We start from the raw sequence: 19,006 nt of genomic DNA, 5'->3' as shown, positions 1-19,006 counted from the left end.
GTGGATCAGGCCGGCTCGTTCGGCACCGGCTCCAGGGTCGGCTTGTCGCCGTTCTTCGTGACCGCGAGCGAGTCGATCATCTGCTTGGCCAGCGCGAAACCGGATCCGCCCATCGTGATGGCCTTCACCAGGGTGTCCTCGATGCCCTGGGCACCGTTCAGGACGACCATGTTGCCGACCTTCTCGAACGAGGTGGCCGCCGCGGCGACGATCTCCGGGTACGCCTCGGCCAGCTGCTGCGCGACGACCGCGTCGGTGTTGGTGGCCAGCGCCTCGGCCCGGGCCTTGATACCGGCCGCCTCGGCCATCGCCTTCGCCTGCACCGCGGCCGCCTCGGCCTTACCGGTCAGCTCGGTCGCCTTCGCCTCGGCCTCACCGCGCAGCGCGACCTCACGGGCCTGCGCCTCGGCGGCGGCGATCTGCGCGTCCCGGGCGGCCTGGGCCAGCGTGCGCTGCCGGTACGCCTCGGCGTCGGCCGGCTTCAGCACGGTCGACTCCAGCTGCTTCTCGGCCAGCGACGCGTTCAGCTTCGCGGTCTCCGTCTCGGCGACCACGACCTCCTGGCGGGCGAGCGCCTCGGCCAGCGGACCGGACTGCGACGCCTTCGAGTTCGCCTGGTCCACCTCGGCCTGGTAGCCGGCCTGGGCGATCGAGCTCTGCCGGACCGCGGCCGCCTTGGCAGCGGCGGCGACCTGCTCGCGCTCGGTCGCCTCCCGGTCCCGCTCGGCCTGCGCGATCCGGGCGGCCGCCTCGACCGCCGCGGCCTGCGGGCGGCCCAGGTTCTTGATGTAGCCGGACTCGTCGTCGATCTCCTGGATCTGCAGCGAGTCGACCACCAGGCCGAGCTTCTCCATGTCCCCGGCCAGCGAGCCGCGGATGTTCGTGGTCAGCGTCTCCCGGTCGTGCAGCATCTCCTCGACCGTGGTCGAGCCGACGATCGCCCGCAGGTGACCGGCGAACAGCTCGTGGATGGTGCTCATCACCTGCTCGTCGCTCTGCTCCAGGAACCGCCGGGCCGCGTTCGCGATCGAGCCGTAGTCGTCACCGACCTTGTACGCCGTGACGCCCTTGATGTGCAGCGGGATGCCCTGGCTGGACACGCACGTGACGGTCAGCGGGGTGGCGCGGATGTCGAGCGGCAGCCGCCGTACGGTCTGGAAACCGGGCAGCACCGCGGTGCCGCGGCCGACCACGATCTTGAAGCCGAGCGTCTCGTTCACCTGGTCCTGGCTCGAGTGCGCGCCGAGACCGGAGATGATCAGCGCCTCGTTCGGTTCGGCCACCCGCCAGACCATCCGGAAGAGGATGAGCAGGACCAGCAGCGCGACGGCGCCGATGATCAGGTACGTCCAGAGCATTTCCCCTCCAAGGGAACAAAAAAGTGTTTCAGAAGGCGCGAGCGACGTAGACCGTGCGGGGCGGGTCGAACTCGACCACCACCACCTGCGTGCCCACCTCGATCACTTCGTCGGTCGCGGGGTAAGCGTAGAAGGCCTCGGTGGCACCCCGGACCGGCAGCATCACCTCGCCGACGGTTCCCGGTGCGATCCGGCCGATCACGCGTCCCCGCTTCCCCACCATGACGCCCCTCCGACGCAACTCAGCCAGCTTCAGTTCCGGGAAGCTTAGTGCCATCACCGGTTGTGGCCGTGACGGTACAGGCGCATGGTTGAGATGTGGGCCTGGGGGTGTTGGGGGAGAAGGCGGCTGATGGGCGCAGAAGTTCGCGTGGGGGTTGTCGAGGACGGGTCCGACGACGCGCGGCTCGAGGAGCTGGCTTTGCTGCTGCGGCAGGAGTTGCTGGCGCTCGACGTACGCGCGGTCGAGCCCTACCGCGAAGGTGAGGCGCCCGAGGGGTCACGGGCCGGCCTGGCCGCCATCGCCGGGGTGCTGAGCGTGACGCTCCAGCCCGGGCTGCAGGTGCTCGGCTCGGTCGTCGCCGTGGTCCGCGACTGGTTGCGCAGGTCCGGCAGCGGGCGGACGGTGAAGGTGACGATCGACGGCGACACCATCGAGCTGAGCGGCGCCAGCGACGCGGTCCAGCAGCAGCTGGTCGACGCCTGGGTCCGCAAGCACACAGCGGCGGCGTGACATGGACGGCGCACGCGTCGCTCTGGTGATCGCGAACGACCAGTACGACGACCCTGGCCTGCGCCGCCTGGTCGCGCCGGCCCAGGACGCGGCTGCGTTGGCCGACGTACTCGCGGATCCCGCGGTCGGCGGCTTCGAGGTGCGGGTGCTGCACAACGCCGCTGCCCAGGAGATCAGATTCGCGGTCGAGGACTTCTTCGCCGACCGGGCGCCCGAGGACCTGCTGATGCTGCACTTCTCCTGCCACGGGTTGAAGAACTCGGCGGGTGAGCTGTTCCTGGCGGTCGCGGACACCAAGCCGACCCGGCTGGCGTCGACCGCCGTGGCCGCGGACTTCGTCAACCGGCAGATGGCCGACAGCCGGGCGCAGCGGATCGCCCTGTTCCTGGATTGTTGCTACGGCGGCGCATTCCCGCGCGGCATGGTCGTCCGGGCTGCTGGTGAGGCGCAGGTGCGGGACGCGTTCGCGGGTCAGGAGGAGGTCGGCGGCGGGCGTGGGCGCGTGGTCGTGACTGCGTCCAGTGCGATGGAGTACGCCTTCGAGGGTGGGCAGCTGGCGACGGATGCGTCCGCGCCGTCGGTGTTCACGAGCGCGGTGGTCGACGGGCTGAGCACGGGCGAGGCCGATCGTGACGGTGACGGCTGGGTCGGTCTCACCGAGCTGGTCGGGTACGTGACCGACCGGGTCCACCGGGTCACTCCGAACCAGAACCCGCAGATGTGGACGTTCGGCTCCCAGGGCGAGCTGCTGATCGCGCGCAGCCGGGTCCGCCGGATCACTCCGGCCCAGCTCGCGCCGGAGCTGGTCCAGGCGATGGAGAGTCCGTTGCCGGCGGCAAGGTACGGCGTGGTCGACTACCTGCGCGAACGGTTGGTCGGCAACGATCTGAGCCAGGCGTACGCCGCTTGGCAGGCGCTGGAGCCGATGGTGAACGACGACAGCCGCCGGGTCGGCCTGGCCGCCGCGGAGGCGCTCGAGGTCGGTATGCCGCGGGTGACTCCGACTGTGGTCGATCTCGACCCTTCCGGCGAGGGCGAGCTGCGGCTGGAGGGGCCGCCGATCGCGTTGACCGCGGTCGCGTCGTCGACGGCCGACTGGCTCCGGGTCGAACAGGATGGCGCGACCATCCGGATCCATGCGGACCTCGACCAGACCGACGAAGCCTCAGTAGTCGTCACCGGCCCAACAGGCGAACTGACGATCCCAGTCCGCCGGACAACTCCGGTCGCAGCCGCCTCTTCCAGTCCAGCAGCAGCCACCACCCCGGCGCCGGACGCCAGCACCGCGCCGGTCCTTCTCACCGCGTCGGACACCGAGCTCACCATGCCGGACACCGAGTCCGAGCCCCCACCGCCGCCGCCCGAACCGGAGCCCGGGCCACCGCTGCCACAACCGCAGCCCGAGCCGCCGCACCGCGAGCCCGCGACCGGACAGACACCGTGGTGGCTGATCGCCGTACTGGTCGTCGGCGCGGTCGTCCTCGTCTACCTGAACTGGCCGGGCGAGACCGAGTCCCGCAAGATCTGGTACGACGAGGCCAACACCGGGTGGTACGTCTACCGAACCTCGGGCGACCCGGTGATCCTGGCCTCGGTGGCCGTCCTGCTCGCAGCGCTGGCCGCCCGCTGGGCGGGAACCGTCGCGCTCGGCATCGTGGCCGGATGTGTCGCCTCGCTGCTCGGTGATGCGCTGCTGATCCTCGTCGGCGGGATCGCGTCCGAGGAGAGCGTCAAGCTGTTCGGCGTCTGGACCAGCGAGACCACGGCGTGGGTGCTGACCGGTGTGATCGCCGCCGCGTTGGCCGCCGTACTGCTGACCGTGCTGTGGCCCGGCGCATGGCCGGTCTGGCCCGTCCCACCGGTGCCCGCGGTGCTGGCTGTTGCCGGCGGCATCCTTTGGCTGGCGAGCGCGCTGATCCGGCACCCCGACGGCATCTCTTTCTTCACCGTCACCAGACTCGCCGTGCTGGAGCCGGTGATCGCCGCCGCCCTGGTCTGGCTCGCGGTGGCCGCGACCCAGGCCCGGATCCGGACCTGGCTCACGGCGGCCGCGGCGACGTACGCGCTGATCGGCATGATCGCGGTGATCCCCGCCCTGACCGAGGGCGACTCGTGGCCGGTCTTCCTGACCGCGGAGCTCGGCAGCGTGCTGCTGGTCGCCGCCCTGGTCAGCCGCGGATTGCACCTTCGGTCGCGCCCTTGATGAACTGGCGGGCGAAGATCCCGAACACGATGACCAGCGGCGCCATCGCCATCAGCGCGCCGGTCATCACCATGCTGTAGTCGACGCCGTGGCTGCGGTTCAGCGTGGACAGCGCCACCTGCAGGGTGAGGTGGTCGGGGTTGGTGAGCACGATCAGCGGCCACATGTAGTCGTTCCAGGACGCCACGAAGGTGAAGATGCCGAGGAACGCCAGCGCCGGCCGGGCCGACGGCAGCGCGACGTGCCAGTACGTCCGCAGGAACCCGCAACCGTCCAGCGTTGCGGCCTCGACCAGCTCGTCGTGGATCGAGTTCTGGAAGTACTGCCGCATCCAGAAGATCCCGAACGCGTTCGCCGCGCCGGGAATGATCAGCGCCTTGAGCGACCCGACCCAGCCGAGCAACGCCATCGTCTGGAACTGCGGTACGGCGGCCAGTTGCGCCGGCAGCAGCATCGTCGCCAGCAGGATCACGAACAACGCGTTCCGCCCCGGGAACCGGAACTTGGCGAACGTGAACGCGGCCAGCGAGTCGAAGAACAGCACCAGCAGCGTGGTCGCGACCGCCACGAACGCGGTGTTGGCCATCGACTGGAAGAACGCGACGTTCTCCAGCACCGCCCGGACGTTGTCGTCGAACTGCGAGCCGAAGGTGAACTTCGGCGGGAACCGGTAGATGTCCGCGGTGCTGTTCGACGCCATGATGATCGTCCACGCGAACGGGAACATGAACACCAGCAATGCGACGACCAGGACGGCGTGCAGCGCGATGCCACGCAGCCGGTAACGCATCATTTCGCACCGTCCCTGCTGCGGAAGATCCGCCAGTTGATGGCCGTGAACAGCAGCACGAGCATGAAGATGCTGAGCGCGATCGCGGCGGCGTACCCATAGTCGTTGTCCAGGAACGCGGCCCGGTAGAAGAACAGCACGACCGTCATCCCGCTCTGCCCGGTGCCGCCGCTGTTGCCGACCATCACCTGCGGCTCGGTGAACGTCTGCAGGCCGCCGATGGTCGAGATGACCACGGTGAACAGTACGACGGGACGCAGCTGCGGCAGCGTGATCGAGAAGAACGTCCGGACCGGGCCGGCGCCGTCGACCTTGGCCGCCTCGTACTGATCCTTCGGGATCGCCTGCAGGCCGGCCAGGTAGATCAGCGTGTTGTAGCCGACCCACTGCCACACGATCATCGTCGAGATCGCGATCTTGATGCCCCACGGCTGGCCGAGCCAGTCCTGCTCGGGGATGCCGAGCGACCGCAGCCCGGCGTTCACCAGGCCGAAGTTGGTGCTGAACACCGAGCCGAAGAAGATCGCCATCGCCACCAGCGAGGTGACGTTCGGGATGAAGTACGCGATCCGGTAGACGTTGGTGAACCGGATCGCGGACTGCAGCATCACCGCGAGCACCAGCGCGATCGCGAGTGTCGGGACCGTCGACATCAGGAACAGCACCACGGTGTTCTTCAGCGACAGCCAGAACGTCGGGTCCTCGACCAGGAACCGGAAGTTGTCCAGGCCGGTGAACCGGCGGGCGCTCAGGCCGTCCCAGCGCTGGAACGCCAGCACGATCGTGGACAGCATCGGGTACAGCCCGAACACCGCGAACAGCAGGTAGAACGGCGACAGCGCCAGGTAGAAGCGCCAGTACGACCAGACCGGCCGGCCCTGCCGCGGACCGGTCGAGGGCCCGGTCCGCGACTCGGCCGACGCGGTCGGCACAGTCGTCGTCGTACTCGTCACTGCACTCCCTGCCGCTTGGCGATCGCCTTCGCCTTCGACACCGCGGAGGCCCAGGCGGCGTCGGAGGTCTTGGCGCCGGACTGCACGGTCTTCAGCTCGTCCTTGAACGGCTGCGCGACCGCGCCGTCGGCCGGCGCCTCGTAGGCGACCGGGATGGCCTTGGCCGCCGGGCCGAACACGTCGATCGGCACCTGGCCGCCGAAGAACGGGTCCGCGACCTTCAGCTGCGGCTTGTCGTAGGCGGCCGGCGTGGCCGGGAAGATCTGCGCGTCGGCGAACGCCTTGGCCTGGTTGTCCGGGTTGAGCATGTACTTGATCACCTCGAACGCCTTGGCCGGGTCGGCCGCGTTCTTGGTGATGGTCAGGAACGAGCCGCCGAAGTTCGCCGGGCCGCTCGGGGTCGGCGCCAGCCGCCACTTGCCGACGCTGGACTTGACCGCGGACTTGATGTCCAGCGCCACCCAGGCGGCGCCGACGTGCGCCGGGACCGTGCCCTGGTCGAGGCCGGCGTTCCAGTCCGGCGAACCGCTGGCCGTCTTGCCGTCGATCTTCAGGTTCATCGCCTTCACCACGGTGTCCCAGGCCTTGCGGATGTGGTCCTGGTCGCCGATGAAGGTGTTGTCCTTGGAGACGTACCGCTCGGTGCCCTGGCCGACCACGATGTCGTAGAGGTCGGTGGCGTCCCAGACGATCAGTGCCTTCGGGTTCGACTTCTTCAGCTCGACACCCGCGGCGAAGAAGTCGTCCCAGGTCTTCAGCTGTTCGGCCACCTTCGCCGGGTCGGCCGGCAGGCCGCCCTTGGTGAACACGTCCTCGCGGTAGTACAGCGCGGTCGGCCCGATGTCGATCGGCAGGCCGATCACCTTGCCGTCCAGCGTGGTGGCCTGCTTGACCTTCCACTCCACGTAGTCGCCGAGGATCGAGTCCACGCCGACCGTCTTCAGGTCCACGAACCGGTCCGCCTGCGGCAGCATCGAGGCGATGTCCTCGCCCTTCATCCCGGTGATGTCCGGGATCGACGTACCGCCGTTGAAGGTGGTGATCAGCTTCTGCTTGAAGTCGCCGCCGATCTCGGAGTACTTGATCTTCGGGTCGGGGAAGTGCGCGATCGTCTCGTCCAGCACCGACTTGCCCAGGCCGCCGGGCCAGCACCACAGCGCCAGCTCGGTGGCGGGGTTGGTCTTGGTCGTCGTACCGGCGTCCATCCCGGACGAGCAGCCGACGACCGTTCCGCCGAGCACGGCTGCGAAGCCCCCAGCGAGCAGCGTCCGACGTGAGAGCTCCATGGTTGTTACCTTCCTGAGTGGGCGCTGATCAGCGCTTGGAGGGAGTGGTCTTCGGGGTGGGCGGCCTGCCACGCGACCAGGTCGTCCCAGCGGGGCGCCGCGTCGGCGCCGCCGAGCCGGGTCACCGACAGCGCGGCGACGAGTGCGGCGAACCGGACCCGCTGCGCCAGCGGCAGGTCCCACAGGGTGGCGGCGATGAAGCCGGCGGCGAACACGTCACCCGCCCCGGTGGTGTCCGCCGCCTGCACTGGGTACGCCGGTACGACGACGCGCTCACCGGTGCCGGCGTCGAGCGCCAGCGCACCGTCCGCGCCGTTCGACACGACGACGAGCGGGACGAGCTCCGCCAGCCGGTCGAGGGCCTGCTCGGGGCTGTCCGTCCGGGTGTAGCTCATCGCCTCGCCGGCGTTCGGCAGGAACACGTCGCAGTGCTCCAGCTGGTCGAGCACGTGCGGGTCCCACTGCTCCGACGGGTCCCAGCCGACATCGGCGAACACCACGCAGCCGGCCGCTTTCGCCTTCGCCAGCCACTCGTTCGGCCAGGGGCCGATGTGGGCGGCGACGGCTCGGGCGGCCGGCGGCGCAGTGATCAGCTCGTCGGCCGACAGCAGGGGAGGGGTGCCCCGGGTGACCAGTGCCCTGTCGTTGTCATAGGCAAGGGCCACCGTCAGCGGGGTCTGCCAGCCGGCGAGCTTGCGGGAGAGAGTCAGATCGATGCCTTCGCCGTCGGCGAGCCGGTCCCAGAGCCGGTCGCCGAGGTCGTCCGCGCCGAACGCCGCGGCCAGGCCGGTGCGCAGCCCCAGCCGGGACAGCGCGACGGCGAAGTTGGCGATCCCGCCCGGGCTCTCGAGCGAGTCGGTGGCCCAGACCTCGGTGCCGGGACGCGGCGCGGTGGGCAGGCCGAGCACCAGGTCCTGGAAGACCAGACCGGACACCACGACGTCCAGCTCCACCATGTGCTGCCACACTCCTGCACTGTCGATCAAACTCGTGCATGAATCTTGAATCTCATGCGCAGGATGCGCAAGACCTGATCATAGATTTGAGTGAAAATGACGGAGTTTGCATGATACGGTCTCTCCGTGTTGCCAAAGCAGCGGCAGGATCAGATCGTCCGTTCGCTCCGGGCCGACGGCGCCGGGGGCGTGAAAGTGCTGGCCGAGCGGCTCGGCGTGAGTGAGGCGACGATCCGTCGCGACCTCGAGCAGTTGCATGCCGAGGGCCGGCTGACCCGGGTGTACGGCGGCGCCCTCGCGGTCGACGGCGGTGACGAGCCGTTCGCGGACGTGAACGCCGTCCACGCGGAGGAGAAGGACCGGATCGCGCGGCTGGCCGCCGAGTTGGTGAGCGACGGCGAGTCGGTGCTGCTCGACATCGGGACCACCGCGCTGCGGGTCGCGCAGCACCTGCACGGCCGCTCGTTGACGGTTGTCACGAGCAATCTCGCCGTACTGGAAGAGCTGCAGAACGACGAGCAGATCGAGCTGATCGTGCTCGGCGGGTTCGTCCGGCGGAGTTACCGCTCGCTGGTGGGGTATCTGACCGAGGAGAGCTTGCGGCAGATCCATGTGGACTGGCTGTTCCTCGGCACCAGCGGGGTGCGGCCGGACGGGCGGGTGATGGACAGCACGATGATCGAGGTGCCGGTGAAGCGGGCGATGATCCGCGCGGCCGACCGCGTGGTGCTGCTGGCGGACGCGACGAAGTTCCCCGGCCATGGTGTCGCGCGGGTGTGCGAGCCGGGTGAGCTGAGCATGGTGGTGACGGAGTCCGGCGCCGACGAGGCTACCCGGGCGCAACTGACGGAAGCAGGCGTGCAGGTGGTGTTGGCGTGAGACTGACCATCCTCGGCGGGGGCGGGTTCCGGGTGCCGCTCGTCTACCAGGCGTTGCTCGGCGACCGCGGCGACGGCCGGATCACGTCGGTGGTGCTGTACGACACCGACCGCACCCGGTTGTCGTCCATCGGGGCAGTGCTGCGGCAGCAGGCAGCCTCGGTCGTGGACGCTCCGGTGGTGACCGAGACAACCGACCTGGACGAGGCGCTGCGCGGCGCGGACTTCGTGTTCTCCGCGATCCGCGTGGGTGGGCTCGAGGGCCGGACCGTCGACGAACGCGTCGCGCTGGATCTCGGCGTACTGGGTCAGGAGACGGTCGGCGCCGGCGGGATCGCCTATGGGCTGCGCACGCTGCCGGTCGCGGCGGGGATCGCCCGGCGGGTCGCGGCGCTGGCGCCGGAGGCGTGGGTCATCAACTTCACCAACCCGGCGGGCATGGTGACCGAGGCGATGATCCCGTACCTGGGCGACCGGGTGATCGGGATCTGCGACTCGCCGTCCGGTCTGGGACGGCGGGCGGCGCTGGCGCTCGGCGTGGACCCGTCGACCGCGTTCTACGACTACGCCGGGCTGAACCACCTGGGGTGGCTGCGCGGGCTGCGGTCCGGTGGGGTCGACCGGCTGCCGGCGCTGCTGGAGTCGGGGGAGGCGCTGGCGTCCTTCGAGGAGGGGCGGCTGTTCGGGGCCGACTGGCTGCGATCGCTCGGGTCGATCCCCAACGAGTACCTGCATTACTACTACTTCGCGCGCGAGACGCTGGCCGCCGTACAGGCTGTGCGGCAGACGCGCGGGACCTTCCTGCTGGAGCAGCAGTCCGCGTTCTACGCGGAGACGGCTCGGCATCCGGAGCAGGCGCTGGAGTTGTGGCAGAAGACGCGGGCCGAGCGTGAGTCGACGTACATGGTGGAGAGCCGTGAGGTCGCGGACGCGGGGGAGCGGGACGAGCGGGACATGGCCGCGGGTGGCTACGAGCAGGTGGCGCTGTCGTTGATGCGGGCGATCGCACACAACGAGCGGGCGTCGCTGATCCTGAACGTGCGCAACCGCGGTGTACTGCGCCACCTGGACGACGACGCGGTCGTCGAGATCCCGTGCACCGTGGACGCCAACGGCGCCCTGCCGGTCACTGTGTCCCAGCTCACGGACCACCAGGCCGGCCTGGTCTGCTCGGTCAAGGCCGTCGAACGCGCCACGATCGAGGCGGCTGCCTCCGGCTCCCGCGACACCGCCCTGCGAGCCTTCGCCTGGCACCCGCTGATCGACTCGGTCACCGCCGCGGGGAAGCTGCTGGACGCGTATGCTCAGCAACTACCCGAGCTGGCCCCGTTCCGGAGCTGACCCTCGGGTTGGTTGCTTTCGGCGGGATCTGGCACAATGGCCTGCTGAGTCCGTCCAGGTTTCGTGCAGCCCTCTAACTCCACTGCCTGGCCGGCCCATTCGAGTGGTCACCCGTTGTCCCCACGACGCTGTGCTGCTCACCCAGACATGTAATCCGAGGGAGACCCCACAAACGTGGCAGTCAAGATCCGTTTGAAGCGCATCGGCAAGAAGCGTGCGCCGCACTACCGCATCGTCGTGATGGACGCCCGGACCAAGCGGGACGGCCGCGCCATCGAGGAGATCGGCAAGTACAACCCGAAGGCCGAGCCGTCGTTCATCCACGTCGAGTCGGACCGGGCGCAGTACTGGCTGAGCGTCGGCGCGCAGCCGACCGAGGCCGTCGAGGCGATCTTCAAGGCCTCCGGTGACTGGCAGAAGTTCAAGGGTGAGGACGCTCCGGCGCCGCTGCGGGTCAAGGAGCCGAAGCGGGACAAGCAGGAGATCTTCAACGAGGCCCTGGCCGAGGCGCACGGCACGCTGAAGACCGAGGCCGTCACCGCGAAGAAGACCGCGGCGAAGAAGGCCGACAAGAAGGCCGACGACACCGCCAAGGACGACGCGCCGAAGGACGAGGCCCCGAAGGCTGACGAGGCCGCCGCCGAGGCTCCGGCCGAGGCGCCCGCCGACGACGCCAAGGCCTGACCATGATGGAGACCGAGGCGCTCGAGCACCTGGTCCGGGGCATCGTGGACAACCCTGACGACGTCAGCGTCCGGGCCCGCAACCTGCGGCGCGGTCGCACCCTCGAGGTGCACGTGCACCCCGACGACATCGGCAAGGTGATCGGCCGCAACGGCCGGACCGCGACCGCGATCCGCACCGTGGTCGGCGCGCTCAGCGCCGAGTCGTCGCTGCGCATCGACTTCGTCGACGAGCTCAACCGGCGTGGTGGCCGGCGCTGACCTCGTAGTGCTTCCGAAGGGCCGCACCCCTCGCGGGTGCGGCCCTTCGCCATATCCTCAGGTCAATCGTGAACAGCAGAAGGGTTGTACCGGTGTTGGTGACAGTCGGGCGGATCGGCCGGGCGCATGGGATCCGGGGCGAGGTCGGCGTGGACGTCCGGACGGACGAGCCGGACCGGCGGTTCGCCGACGGCGCGACGGTCGTCACTTCGTCGAAGGTGCCCCGGACGCTCACCGTCGAGGCCAGCCGGTGGCACAGCGGGCGGCTGCTGGTGAAGTTCGTCGAGGTGCCGGACCGGACGGCGGCCGAGCAGCTGCGCAACCTGGTCGTGCAGTCGGAGGTGGACGGTGACGAGCGCCCCGAGGACCCGGACGAGTACTACGACCGGGATCTGATCGGCCTCGCCGTACGCACCGCTGACGGAGCCGAGGCGGGTGAGGTGATCGACGTCGTCCACCTGCCGTCGCAGGACCTCCTGGAGATCCGCCGGCCGGCCGGCAACGCCGTGCTGGTGCCGCTGGTCGAGGCGCTGGTCCCGGAGCTCAACGTCGACAAGGGGTACGTCGTGGTGGCGGACCGGCCCGGTCTGCTGGACCCGGAGGGCGCCGACGTGGTTCCGACCGAGCCAGGCGCGGACTGATGAGGCTCGACGTCGTCACGATCTTCCCGGAGTACCTCGCCGCACTGGACCTGTCCTTGGTCGGCAAGGCGGCGAAGAGCGGCCTGCTGGACGTCAACCTGCACGACCTGCGCGAGTGGACTCACGACCGGCACCGGACCGTCGACGACACCCCGTACGGCGGTGGCGCGGGCATGGTGATGAAGCCAGAGCCCTGGGGCGAGGCCCTCGACGCCATCGCGCCCCCGGACGGCCCTGCACAGCCCCGGCTGATCGTGCCGACCCCGGCCGGTCGTCCGTTCACCCAGGAGCTCGCGTACGAGCTTGCTGCGGAGCCGTGGCTGGCGTTCGCGTGTGGTCGGTACGAGGGCATCGACGCGCGGGTCACGTCGTACGCGGGGGAGCGGATGCGGGTCGACGAGGTCTCCATCGGCGACTACGTGCTGAACGGCGGTGAGGTCGCCGTACTGGTCATCGTCGAGGCGGTCGCGCGGCTGCTCCCCGGCGTCATCGGCAACCCGGAGTCGTTGGCGGAGGAGTCGCACTCGGGGGACGGGCTGCTGGAGTACCCGGTCTACACGAAGCCGCCGACCTGGCGCGGGTACGACGTACCGGACGTGCTGCTGTCTGGCAACCACGGCCTGATCGCGAGCTGGCGCCATGAGGAGTCGGTACGGCGTACTGCGGAGCGTCGGCCGGATCTGCTCGCGGCGTGGGGTGATGTGGTCGCGGGGAAGGACGATGCGACGTCGCAGGTCCGCGTACTGCCCGCCACGGAGGCTGACGCGGGGGAGATCCACACGCTCCAGCTGGCGGCCTTCCTGTCGGAGGGGCGTGCGTACGGCGACCTGTCCATCCCACCGCTGGCGGAGGACGCGGCTGCGAGCGTGCAGCGGCTGAAGCAGGGCGGCGTACTGAAGGCTGTTGCGGGGACCCGGATCGTCGGCTCGGTGCAGGTGACAGTGGACGGCTCCGTGGCCCGGATCGGCCGGCTCATCGTCGCGCCGGACTGGCAGGGCCGCGGCCTGGGCGGCCGGCTGCTCAAGGTGGCCGAACAGCTTGCGCCTGCCGAGGTCACGTCGTACGAACTGTTCACCGGTGCGGAGAGTGACCGCAATCTTGGTCTGTACCAGAAAGCCGGTTACCGAGAGGTACGGCGGGAGCGACAGACCGAGAAAGTCGAGCTCGTGCTGCTCGCCAAGCGTCGCAGGCGCCGCTGATTTCGTCCCGGATGGGGCGGTGTGGCAAGATTGTTCGCTGCTGCCCTTCGGTGCTCCTGCCACAGGGGGTGACCACCGACCGGCAGCTTTCGATGACTTCATCACCACTGACATTCGTGGGTGACCTGTGGCACGCGCGAGGAAGAGAACACCTGATGAGCAACGTCCTGAACGAGCTCGACAACTCGAGCAAGCGCGACGACATCCCCGCCTTCCGCCCCGGTGACACCGTCAAGGTGCACGTCAAGGTCGTCGAGGGCAACCGGTCCCGCGTCCAGGTGTTCCAGGGAGTCGTGATCCGGCGCCAGGGTGGCGGCCTGCAGGAGACCTTCACGGTCCGCAAGGTCAGCTTCGGCGTCGGCGTCGAGCGGACCTTCCCGCTGCACACCCCGATCGTCGAGAAGATCGAGGTCGTCACCCGCGGTGACGTCCGCCGCGCCAAGCTGTACTACCTGCGCGAGCTGCGCGGCAAGGCGGCCAAGATCAAGGAGAAGCGCGAAGTACCGGCCTCCTGAGCTAGCCTCGACGACGGTCAGGTATGGCGCCGAGCACTGCGACTCGCGCTCGCCCGGTAGCCAAGAGGGCACGTCGCAGCAAGGGTCGTCATCGCAGGATGAAGCAGCGGAATCCGCTGCTCAGCCTGCTCATCGAGATGAGCACGGTCACCGCGCTCGCGCTCGTCATCACGGTCGTGCTGCGCCTGTTCGTCGCCGAAGCGTTCTACGTGCCGTCGGAGTCGATGTACGACACGCTCACCACCAACGACCGGATCCTGGCCGAGAAGATCAGCTACATGCACCGCGACGTCGATCGCGGCGACATCATCGTCTTCAAGGACCCCGGCAACTGGCTGAACGAGGAGCAGGCCGAGCCCGGCCCGTTCCGCTCGCTCGGTGAGTTCGTCGGCATCCTGCCGCGCAGCGGTGAGGGCCACCTGGTCAAACGGGTGATCGGCATCGGCGGCGACCGGGTGATCTGCTGCGACCGGGCCGGGCGGATCACCGTGAACGGCATCGCGCTGGACGAGCGTGAGTACCTGCTCCAGGACGCCAAGCCGTCGTTGCAGCCCTTCAACGTGCTGGTGCCGGCGGGCCACCTGTGGGTGATGGGCGACAACCGCGCCGAATCCGCCGACTCCCGCGCCCACATGGGCGGCCCCGGCGGCGGATTCGTGCCGGTCGAGAACGTGGTTGGCCGGGCCTGTTGCGTAATCTGGCCGTCTGACCGGATGACGATGCTGCGTCCTCCGGAAACCTTCAAGAAGCCGGGGCTGAAGAAGTGACCGATACACCGACGAAGACGCCGGAGAAGCCCGCCCATCGCTCGGGGTTCGCCGCCGCCGCCCGTGAGTTCGTCCTGATCGTGGTCGGGGCCCTCATCGTCTCGTCGATCCTGCGCGCGTTCGTCGGGCAGATGTTCATCATCCCGAGCGAGTCGATGGAGAACACCCTGCTGGTCGGCGACCGGGTCGTGGTGGAGAAGCTCACCGACGTCGAGCGCGGCGACGTGGTCGTCTTCGAGGACCCGGGTGGCTGGCTCGGCCCGGAGGAGAGCGGCCAGAAGCGCGGCTCGGTCGGCCGGTTCTTCGAGGTCGTCGGCCTGCTCCCGGACTCCAGCCACGGCCACCTGATCAAGCGGCTCGTCGGCATGCCGGGCGACAAGGTCGCCTGCTGCGACGAGCGGGGCCGGCTGCTGGTCAACGGCCAGCCGCTCGACGAGACCGCCTACCTGTACCCGGGTGACGCGCCGTCGCAGATGGAGTTCCAGGTCACCGTCCCGGCCGGCCGGGTCTTCGTGATGGGCGACCACCGGTCCGCCTCCGGCGACTCCCGGGTGCACCTGAGCGACACCAGCGCCGACGGCGGCAGCACCGGAGACGCCGCCTTCGTCCCGATGGACAAGATCACCGGCCGCGCCGTCGTGGTCGTCTGGCCTGCAGGCCGCTGGTCCAAACTCAGCGTCCCCGACACCTTCAAGTCGGTCCCGGCGGCCACCCAGCCACCCCCCGACAAACCCTCCATCTCCCTCACCGCACCCCCCAGGTAATCGAGCCCCGGTGCCCCCACTCCCCACCCCACCCCAGGCCCCGGCAGCCCCCTCACCCCACCCCACACCACCCCCTACCCACGCACGCCCAACCCCCACCCACCCCAACTCCCCCGCCCCCAAGCACCCCCCCAGCGCCCCCACTGCCCAGCGGAGCCCCACCCCCGCGCCTGAGCGCCCCCACGCCTGCCGTGCTGCGGCCGAGCGGCCCACCAGCACCACCCCTGCCCGGCGGCGCCCCGGTGCCGCGCCTGCGCGCTCCCACGCCTACTCAGCTGCGCCCACGCGGCCCACCAGCGCCACCGCTGAGCGGTGCCTAACACCTGCCTCGGCCTGCCGACCTGTTCGGGTTCGGCAGCGCGCTGACAGGCTGGCTGGGCGCCAGGCTGCGTGCGACTCACCCCGGGTGCCGCGGGGTCTGCGTGGGGTGCCTAGGGTTGGGGTTGTGGGTGGAGTTCGGAGGGCCGCATGAGTGTGATGCCTCGGGGGAGCACGGTGCGGCGGGACGCCGGGTTGTACGGGTACGAGCGCGCACTGCGCCGCGTGGGTCTGGACCCGATCGCCGGCGTCGACGAGGCCGGCCGTGGACCCTGCGCCGGCCCGCTCGTCGCGGCCGCGGTGATCCTGCCGGACGGCAAGCGCGGCCAGATCCCCGAGCTCGCCGACTCCAAGCTCCTCACCGCCAAGGCCCGCGAGCGCTGCTACGACGAGATCCGCAAGCGTGCCCTGGCCTGGTCGGTCGTCGCCATCGAGGCGACCGAGTGTGACCGCCTCGGCATGCACGTGGCGAACGTCGAGGCGCTCCGCCGCGCGCTGTTCCGGCTCGACGTCCGGCCGTCGTACGTGCTGACGGACGGCTTCGGCGTGGACGGTCTCGGCGTACCGGGCCTGGCGATCTGGAAGGGTGACCGCGTGGCGGCTTGTATCGCCGCGGCATCTGTGATCGCGAAAGTGACCCGCGACCGCGTCATGGAGCACTGGGACCAGGTGTACCCGCAGTACGGTTTCGGGATTCACAAGGGCTACTGCACGCCTGAGCACCAGGCGGCGCTGGACGAATACGGCCCGTGCCCGCAACACAGACGGCGGTTCGAGAATGTCCGCCGCAGTCTGCGACCCGATATGGGACAGAATGTGACCAGTCCCACCGGAGTGGAGAGCCGATGAGAGAGCGCAGCGAGCGAACAACCACACACAGCGCTCCCAGCGCTCATGCCGGAACCGAGCACAGCGAGGTGCAGGAATGAGCGCTGACGACCTCGAGAAGTACGAGACCGATATGGAGCTGCAGCTCTATCGGGAGTACAAGGACGTCGTCGGGATCTTCAAGTACGTCGTGGAGACCGAACGCCGCTTCTACCTGTGCAACGCGGTCGACCTGAAGGTCCGCACCGAGGGCGGTGACGTCTACTTCGAGGTGACGATGGCCGACGCCTGGGTCTGGGACGTCTACCGCTCGGCACGCTTCGTGAAGAACGCCAAGGTCGTCACCTTCCGCGACGTCAACATCGAAGAACTAGCCAAGTCCGACCTGGAAGTCCCCAAAGACTCCGACTTCGGCCGCTGACCCACCAGCACCTGTACGACGCCCCCATGCCCCCATGCCCCCATGCCCCATGGGCACCTGCGGGGCTGCACACGCGCGCCCGGTACTACGTGCGGACTGCGACTACCACGCACCACGCGGCCTGCGCTGCCCCCGGATCCACGCCGCGGGCGAGGCTCCGACCGGCCCGCCCATGACCGGCGGCTGCGGCGCCCGACCGACCCGCACCCGATCCGCGTAGCGTGCAGGGCTGCGACCGGCAGTGCGGGAGGCGGGCGGCGGGAACTCGCGCCAGTGCTCGTACACGGCGCTGGGCCGGGTCGTTTGCCGGCTCGATGGGGCCCTGGCACCCACCAGCAGCGACGACGGCTCCTCCCGCGAGGAAGTCGTCATCGACCCCAAGACCGGTGCCTACATCGGCTCCCGCGAGGTAGCCACCTCCGGCCGTAACCGAGGCCAAGTCCTCTCGTACAGCTCCTTCACCACCGCCACCGCCCCTGCGCCCTGGCAAGCCCCCCGCTAACTTCCACCCGATGGACCGTCCCGTCCGGGCGGCACTCAACAGTTGAGGCCGCGGAGCTGGGGCCGGGGACCGACCTCGCCCACCTCGTCATGGGGTGGGCGGGGTCGGTGGTGGGGTGGTTGGGGTCAGGCGCCAGCCTGAGTCGTCGTGGTGGATGAGGTCCAGGGCTTTGAGGGCTTCGAGAGATTGTCGAGTGGTTTCCAGGTCCAGGCCTGCGGTGGTGGCTATGCGGGGCGTCGGGGCGGGCGTGATGACGGGGACCGCGTCGAGGGTTCGGCGGAGGTCGTGGGGGAGGTCGTCTGTGGGGGACTTTGGGGCATGGGGATAGGGAGTGAGGCGGGTGCCTAGTGGGGAGATGGCTTCGATGATGTCGGCGACGTTGGTGACCAGGACGGCGTCGCGCTCGCGGACCAGGAGGTGTGCGCCTTCGGACATGCGGGAGGTGATGGGGCCCGGTACGGCGAGTACGGCGCGGCCGCATTGCTCGGCCCAACCGGCGCTGTTGAGGGCGCCGCTCCGGACAGCCGCTTCGATCACGACCGTGCCTAGCGTGGTCGCGGCGATCAGGCGGTTGCGGGCGAGGAACCGCAACCTGGTCGGCGAACAGCCCGGTGGCAGCTCGCTCACGACCAGCCCTTCCTCGACGATTCGGCTGAACAATGCCGAGTTGCGCCTCGGGTAGCTGACGTCGGCTCCGCACGCGAGCACCGCCACTGTGATGCCCGAACCGGCCAGCGCGCCTCGATGCGACGCTGCATCGATTCCGAACGCGCCGCCCGACACCACCGTGATCCCGTTGTCCGACAGGCCGGATGCCAGCTCGGCCGCCACATGCTCGCCGTACGACGAGCTTGCGCGAGCGCCCACCATGGCGACGGAGCGGGCGAGCACCTGGCGGAGATTCGCCGGACCGCGCACCCACAATCCGAATGGCACTCCGGCGCGGCGTGTCAGCTGCCCGGCTTCCGCGAGCACCTCGACCTGCTCAGGCCATTCGTCGTCGCCGGGGATCACGAACCGCACGCCTGCCGCCGCAGCTCGCTTCAGGTCGCGCTCGGGGTCTGCCTCGGCGAAGCGAGTGGTCCACCGCTCGAAGCCGGGAGCGCCGTGCTGCAGGAGTTTCCAGATTTCCAGCGGCTCCATCCCGTCGAACGCCTGCAACGCCGCCAGATCGCCAGGCTCGACCACTCGCGACAGCCCGACCCGAGCCAGCCGCTCGTCGTCGCTCGAGCCGCTGACGGTCGAGCTCGGCGATCCTCCCGTGCCACCGACGCCGGCCTGACTCAGCTGGGCTCCGACGGTCGGCGCGACCTCCGACGAGGTTGGACGAGCCGGCACTGGCGCCCGGGCGGTCACGGAGGCATCGGCGGTGTTGTCGACCTGCGATGCGATCGTGCGGGCCGGCCTCGGGGCGCGAATGGTGGCCGGGGCGTCAGCGGGGCGCTCGGCCTGCGGTGTGGTTGGGCGGGTCGGCGTTGGGGTCTGGGTGGTGGCCGGGGTGTCGGCGGTGTGGTCGACCTGGGATGTGGTTGGGCGGGGCAGCGTTGGGGTGTGGGTGGTGGCCGGGGTGTCGGCGGTGTGGTCGACCTGGGATGTGGTTGGGCGGGGA

20 protein-coding genes are annotated in these 19,006 nt (G+C 69.7%); 13 read left to right on the top strand and 7 right to left on the bottom strand.

Going from position 1 to position 19,006, the window contains the following annotated elements; all coding sequences use genetic code 11:
- Positions 1-5: 5 nt before the first annotated feature.
- Entirely contained in the window at positions 6-1,358 is a 1,353-nt protein-coding gene (locus tag ACWCOV_RS35525) for an SPFH domain-containing protein (RefSeq protein WP_449833749.1), read from the bottom strand.
- Positions 1,359-1,386: 28 nt separating this feature from the next.
- On the bottom strand, positions 1,387-1,581 hold the full coding sequence (locus ACWCOV_RS35520; protein ID WP_337008445.1) for a hypothetical protein: 195 nt from the start codon (positions 1,579-1,581) through the stop codon (positions 1,387-1,389).
- Positions 1,582-1,728: 147 nt separating this feature from the next.
- On the opposite strand from ACWCOV_RS35520, the gene ACWCOV_RS35515 reads away from it, so the two are divergent.
- Together ACWCOV_RS35515 and ACWCOV_RS35510 are read left to right on the top strand one after the other, a co-directional pair.
- Positions 1,729-2,091 (top strand): effector-associated constant component EACC1, encoded by a 363-nt coding sequence (locus tag ACWCOV_RS35515; protein ID WP_449833748.1) that lies wholly within the window; start codon positions 1,729-1,731, stop codon positions 2,089-2,091.
- A gap of 1 nt (position 2,092) precedes the next feature.
- Entirely contained in the window at positions 2,093-4,294 is a 2,202-nt protein-coding gene (locus ACWCOV_RS35510; RefSeq protein ID WP_449833747.1) for a caspase family protein, read from the top strand.
- Here the strand turns inward: ACWCOV_RS35510 and ACWCOV_RS35505 are convergent.
- From ACWCOV_RS35505 to ACWCOV_RS35490, 4 genes are read right to left on the bottom strand one after another with little or no spacing between them, the layout of a single operon-like run.
- On the bottom strand, positions 4,260-5,084 hold the full coding sequence (locus ACWCOV_RS35505) for a carbohydrate ABC transporter permease (protein ID WP_449833746.1): 825 nt from the start codon (positions 5,082-5,084) through the stop codon (positions 4,260-4,262). The two genes, ACWCOV_RS35510 and ACWCOV_RS35505, sit on opposite strands and share 35 nt — an antisense overlap.
- Positions 5,084-6,037, bottom strand: a complete 954-nt coding sequence (locus ACWCOV_RS35500; protein ID WP_449833745.1) for a carbohydrate ABC transporter permease — start codon at positions 6,035-6,037, stop codon at positions 5,084-5,086. Before ACWCOV_RS35500 ends, ACWCOV_RS35505 begins: the two co-directional genes overlap by 1 nt.
- Entirely contained in the window at positions 6,034-7,323 is a 1,290-nt protein-coding gene (locus tag ACWCOV_RS35495) for an ABC transporter substrate-binding protein (protein WP_449833744.1), read from the bottom strand. Before ACWCOV_RS35495 ends, ACWCOV_RS35500 begins: the two co-directional genes overlap by 4 nt.
- Positions 7,324-7,328: 5 nt before the next feature.
- Entirely contained in the window at positions 7,329-8,279 is a 951-nt protein-coding gene (locus tag ACWCOV_RS35490) for a carbohydrate kinase family protein (protein WP_449833743.1), read from the bottom strand.
- A gap of 126 nt (positions 8,280-8,405) precedes the next feature.
- Between ACWCOV_RS35490 and ACWCOV_RS35485 the strand changes: the two genes are divergently transcribed.
- The 11 genes from ACWCOV_RS35485 to ACWCOV_RS35435 all read left to right on the top strand — a co-directional run bounded on the left by ACWCOV_RS35485 (position 8,406) and on the right by ACWCOV_RS35435 (position 16,895).
- Complete coding sequence (locus ACWCOV_RS35485) at positions 8,406-9,158, top strand: DeoR/GlpR family DNA-binding transcription regulator (RefSeq protein WP_449833742.1); 753 nt, start codon at positions 8,406-8,408, stop codon at positions 9,156-9,158.
- Entirely contained in the window at positions 9,155-10,498 is a 1,344-nt protein-coding gene (locus tag ACWCOV_RS35480; protein WP_449833741.1) for a 6-phospho-beta-glucosidase, read from the top strand. Before ACWCOV_RS35485 ends, ACWCOV_RS35480 begins: the two co-directional genes overlap by 4 nt.
- 174 nt (positions 10,499-10,672) lie before the next feature.
- The gene (rpsP, locus tag ACWCOV_RS35475) at positions 10,673-11,182 is read left to right on the top strand and encodes a 30S ribosomal protein S16 (protein WP_449833740.1); all 510 of its coding nucleotides are present in this window, start codon (positions 10,673-10,675) and stop codon (positions 11,180-11,182) included.
- Positions 11,183-11,187: 5 nt separating this feature from the next.
- Positions 11,188-11,442, top strand: a complete 255-nt coding sequence (locus tag ACWCOV_RS35470) for an RNA-binding protein (RefSeq protein ID WP_449833761.1) — start codon at positions 11,188-11,190, stop codon at positions 11,440-11,442.
- 92 nt (positions 11,443-11,534) lie between these two features.
- Positions 11,535-12,083, top strand: a complete 549-nt coding sequence (gene rimM, locus ACWCOV_RS35465) for a ribosome maturation factor RimM (RefSeq protein WP_449833739.1) — start codon at positions 11,535-11,537, stop codon at positions 12,081-12,083.
- Positions 12,083-13,282, top strand: a complete 1,200-nt coding sequence (trmD, locus tag ACWCOV_RS35460) for a tRNA (guanosine(37)-N1)-methyltransferase TrmD (RefSeq protein ID WP_449833738.1) — start codon at positions 12,083-12,085, stop codon at positions 13,280-13,282. The genes rimM and trmD overlap by 1 nt, the downstream gene beginning before the upstream one ends.
- A gap of 155 nt (positions 13,283-13,437) precedes the next feature.
- Complete coding sequence (gene rplS / locus ACWCOV_RS35455) at positions 13,438-13,797, top strand: 50S ribosomal protein L19 (RefSeq protein WP_449833737.1); 360 nt, start codon at positions 13,438-13,440, stop codon at positions 13,795-13,797.
- Positions 13,798-13,895: 98 nt separating this feature from the next.
- Complete coding sequence (gene lepB / locus ACWCOV_RS35450) at positions 13,896-14,564, top strand: signal peptidase I (protein ID WP_449833736.1); 669 nt, start codon at positions 13,896-13,898, stop codon at positions 14,562-14,564.
- Positions 14,561-15,328: a signal peptidase I gene (gene lepB, locus ACWCOV_RS35445; RefSeq protein WP_449833735.1), complete on the top strand. Its 768-nt coding sequence runs from the start codon at positions 14,561-14,563 to the stop codon at positions 15,326-15,328. The genes lepB (ACWCOV_RS35450) and lepB (ACWCOV_RS35445) overlap by 4 nt, the downstream gene beginning before the upstream one ends.
- Before the next feature lie 468 nt (positions 15,329-15,796).
- Positions 15,797-16,495, top strand: coding sequence for a ribonuclease HII (locus tag ACWCOV_RS35440; RefSeq protein WP_449833734.1), 699 nt, complete (start codon positions 15,797-15,799; stop codon positions 16,493-16,495).
- 76 nt (positions 16,496-16,571) lie between these two features.
- Positions 16,572-16,895, top strand: a complete 324-nt coding sequence (locus ACWCOV_RS35435; protein WP_012922325.1) for a DUF2469 domain-containing protein — start codon at positions 16,572-16,574, stop codon at positions 16,893-16,895.
- Positions 16,896-17,484: 589 nt separating this feature from the next.
- Here the strand turns inward: ACWCOV_RS35435 and dprA are convergent.
- Positions 17,485-19,006: DNA-processing protein DprA (gene dprA, locus ACWCOV_RS35430; RefSeq protein WP_449833733.1), on the bottom strand; the 1,522-nt coding region annotated here is incomplete at its 5' end.

It is taken from the genome of Kribbella sp. NPDC002412, from assembly GCF_053592935.1.
The sequence above is the reverse complement of the archived record's forward strand: the minus strand, read 5'-3'. Positions and strand labels throughout refer to the sequence as shown.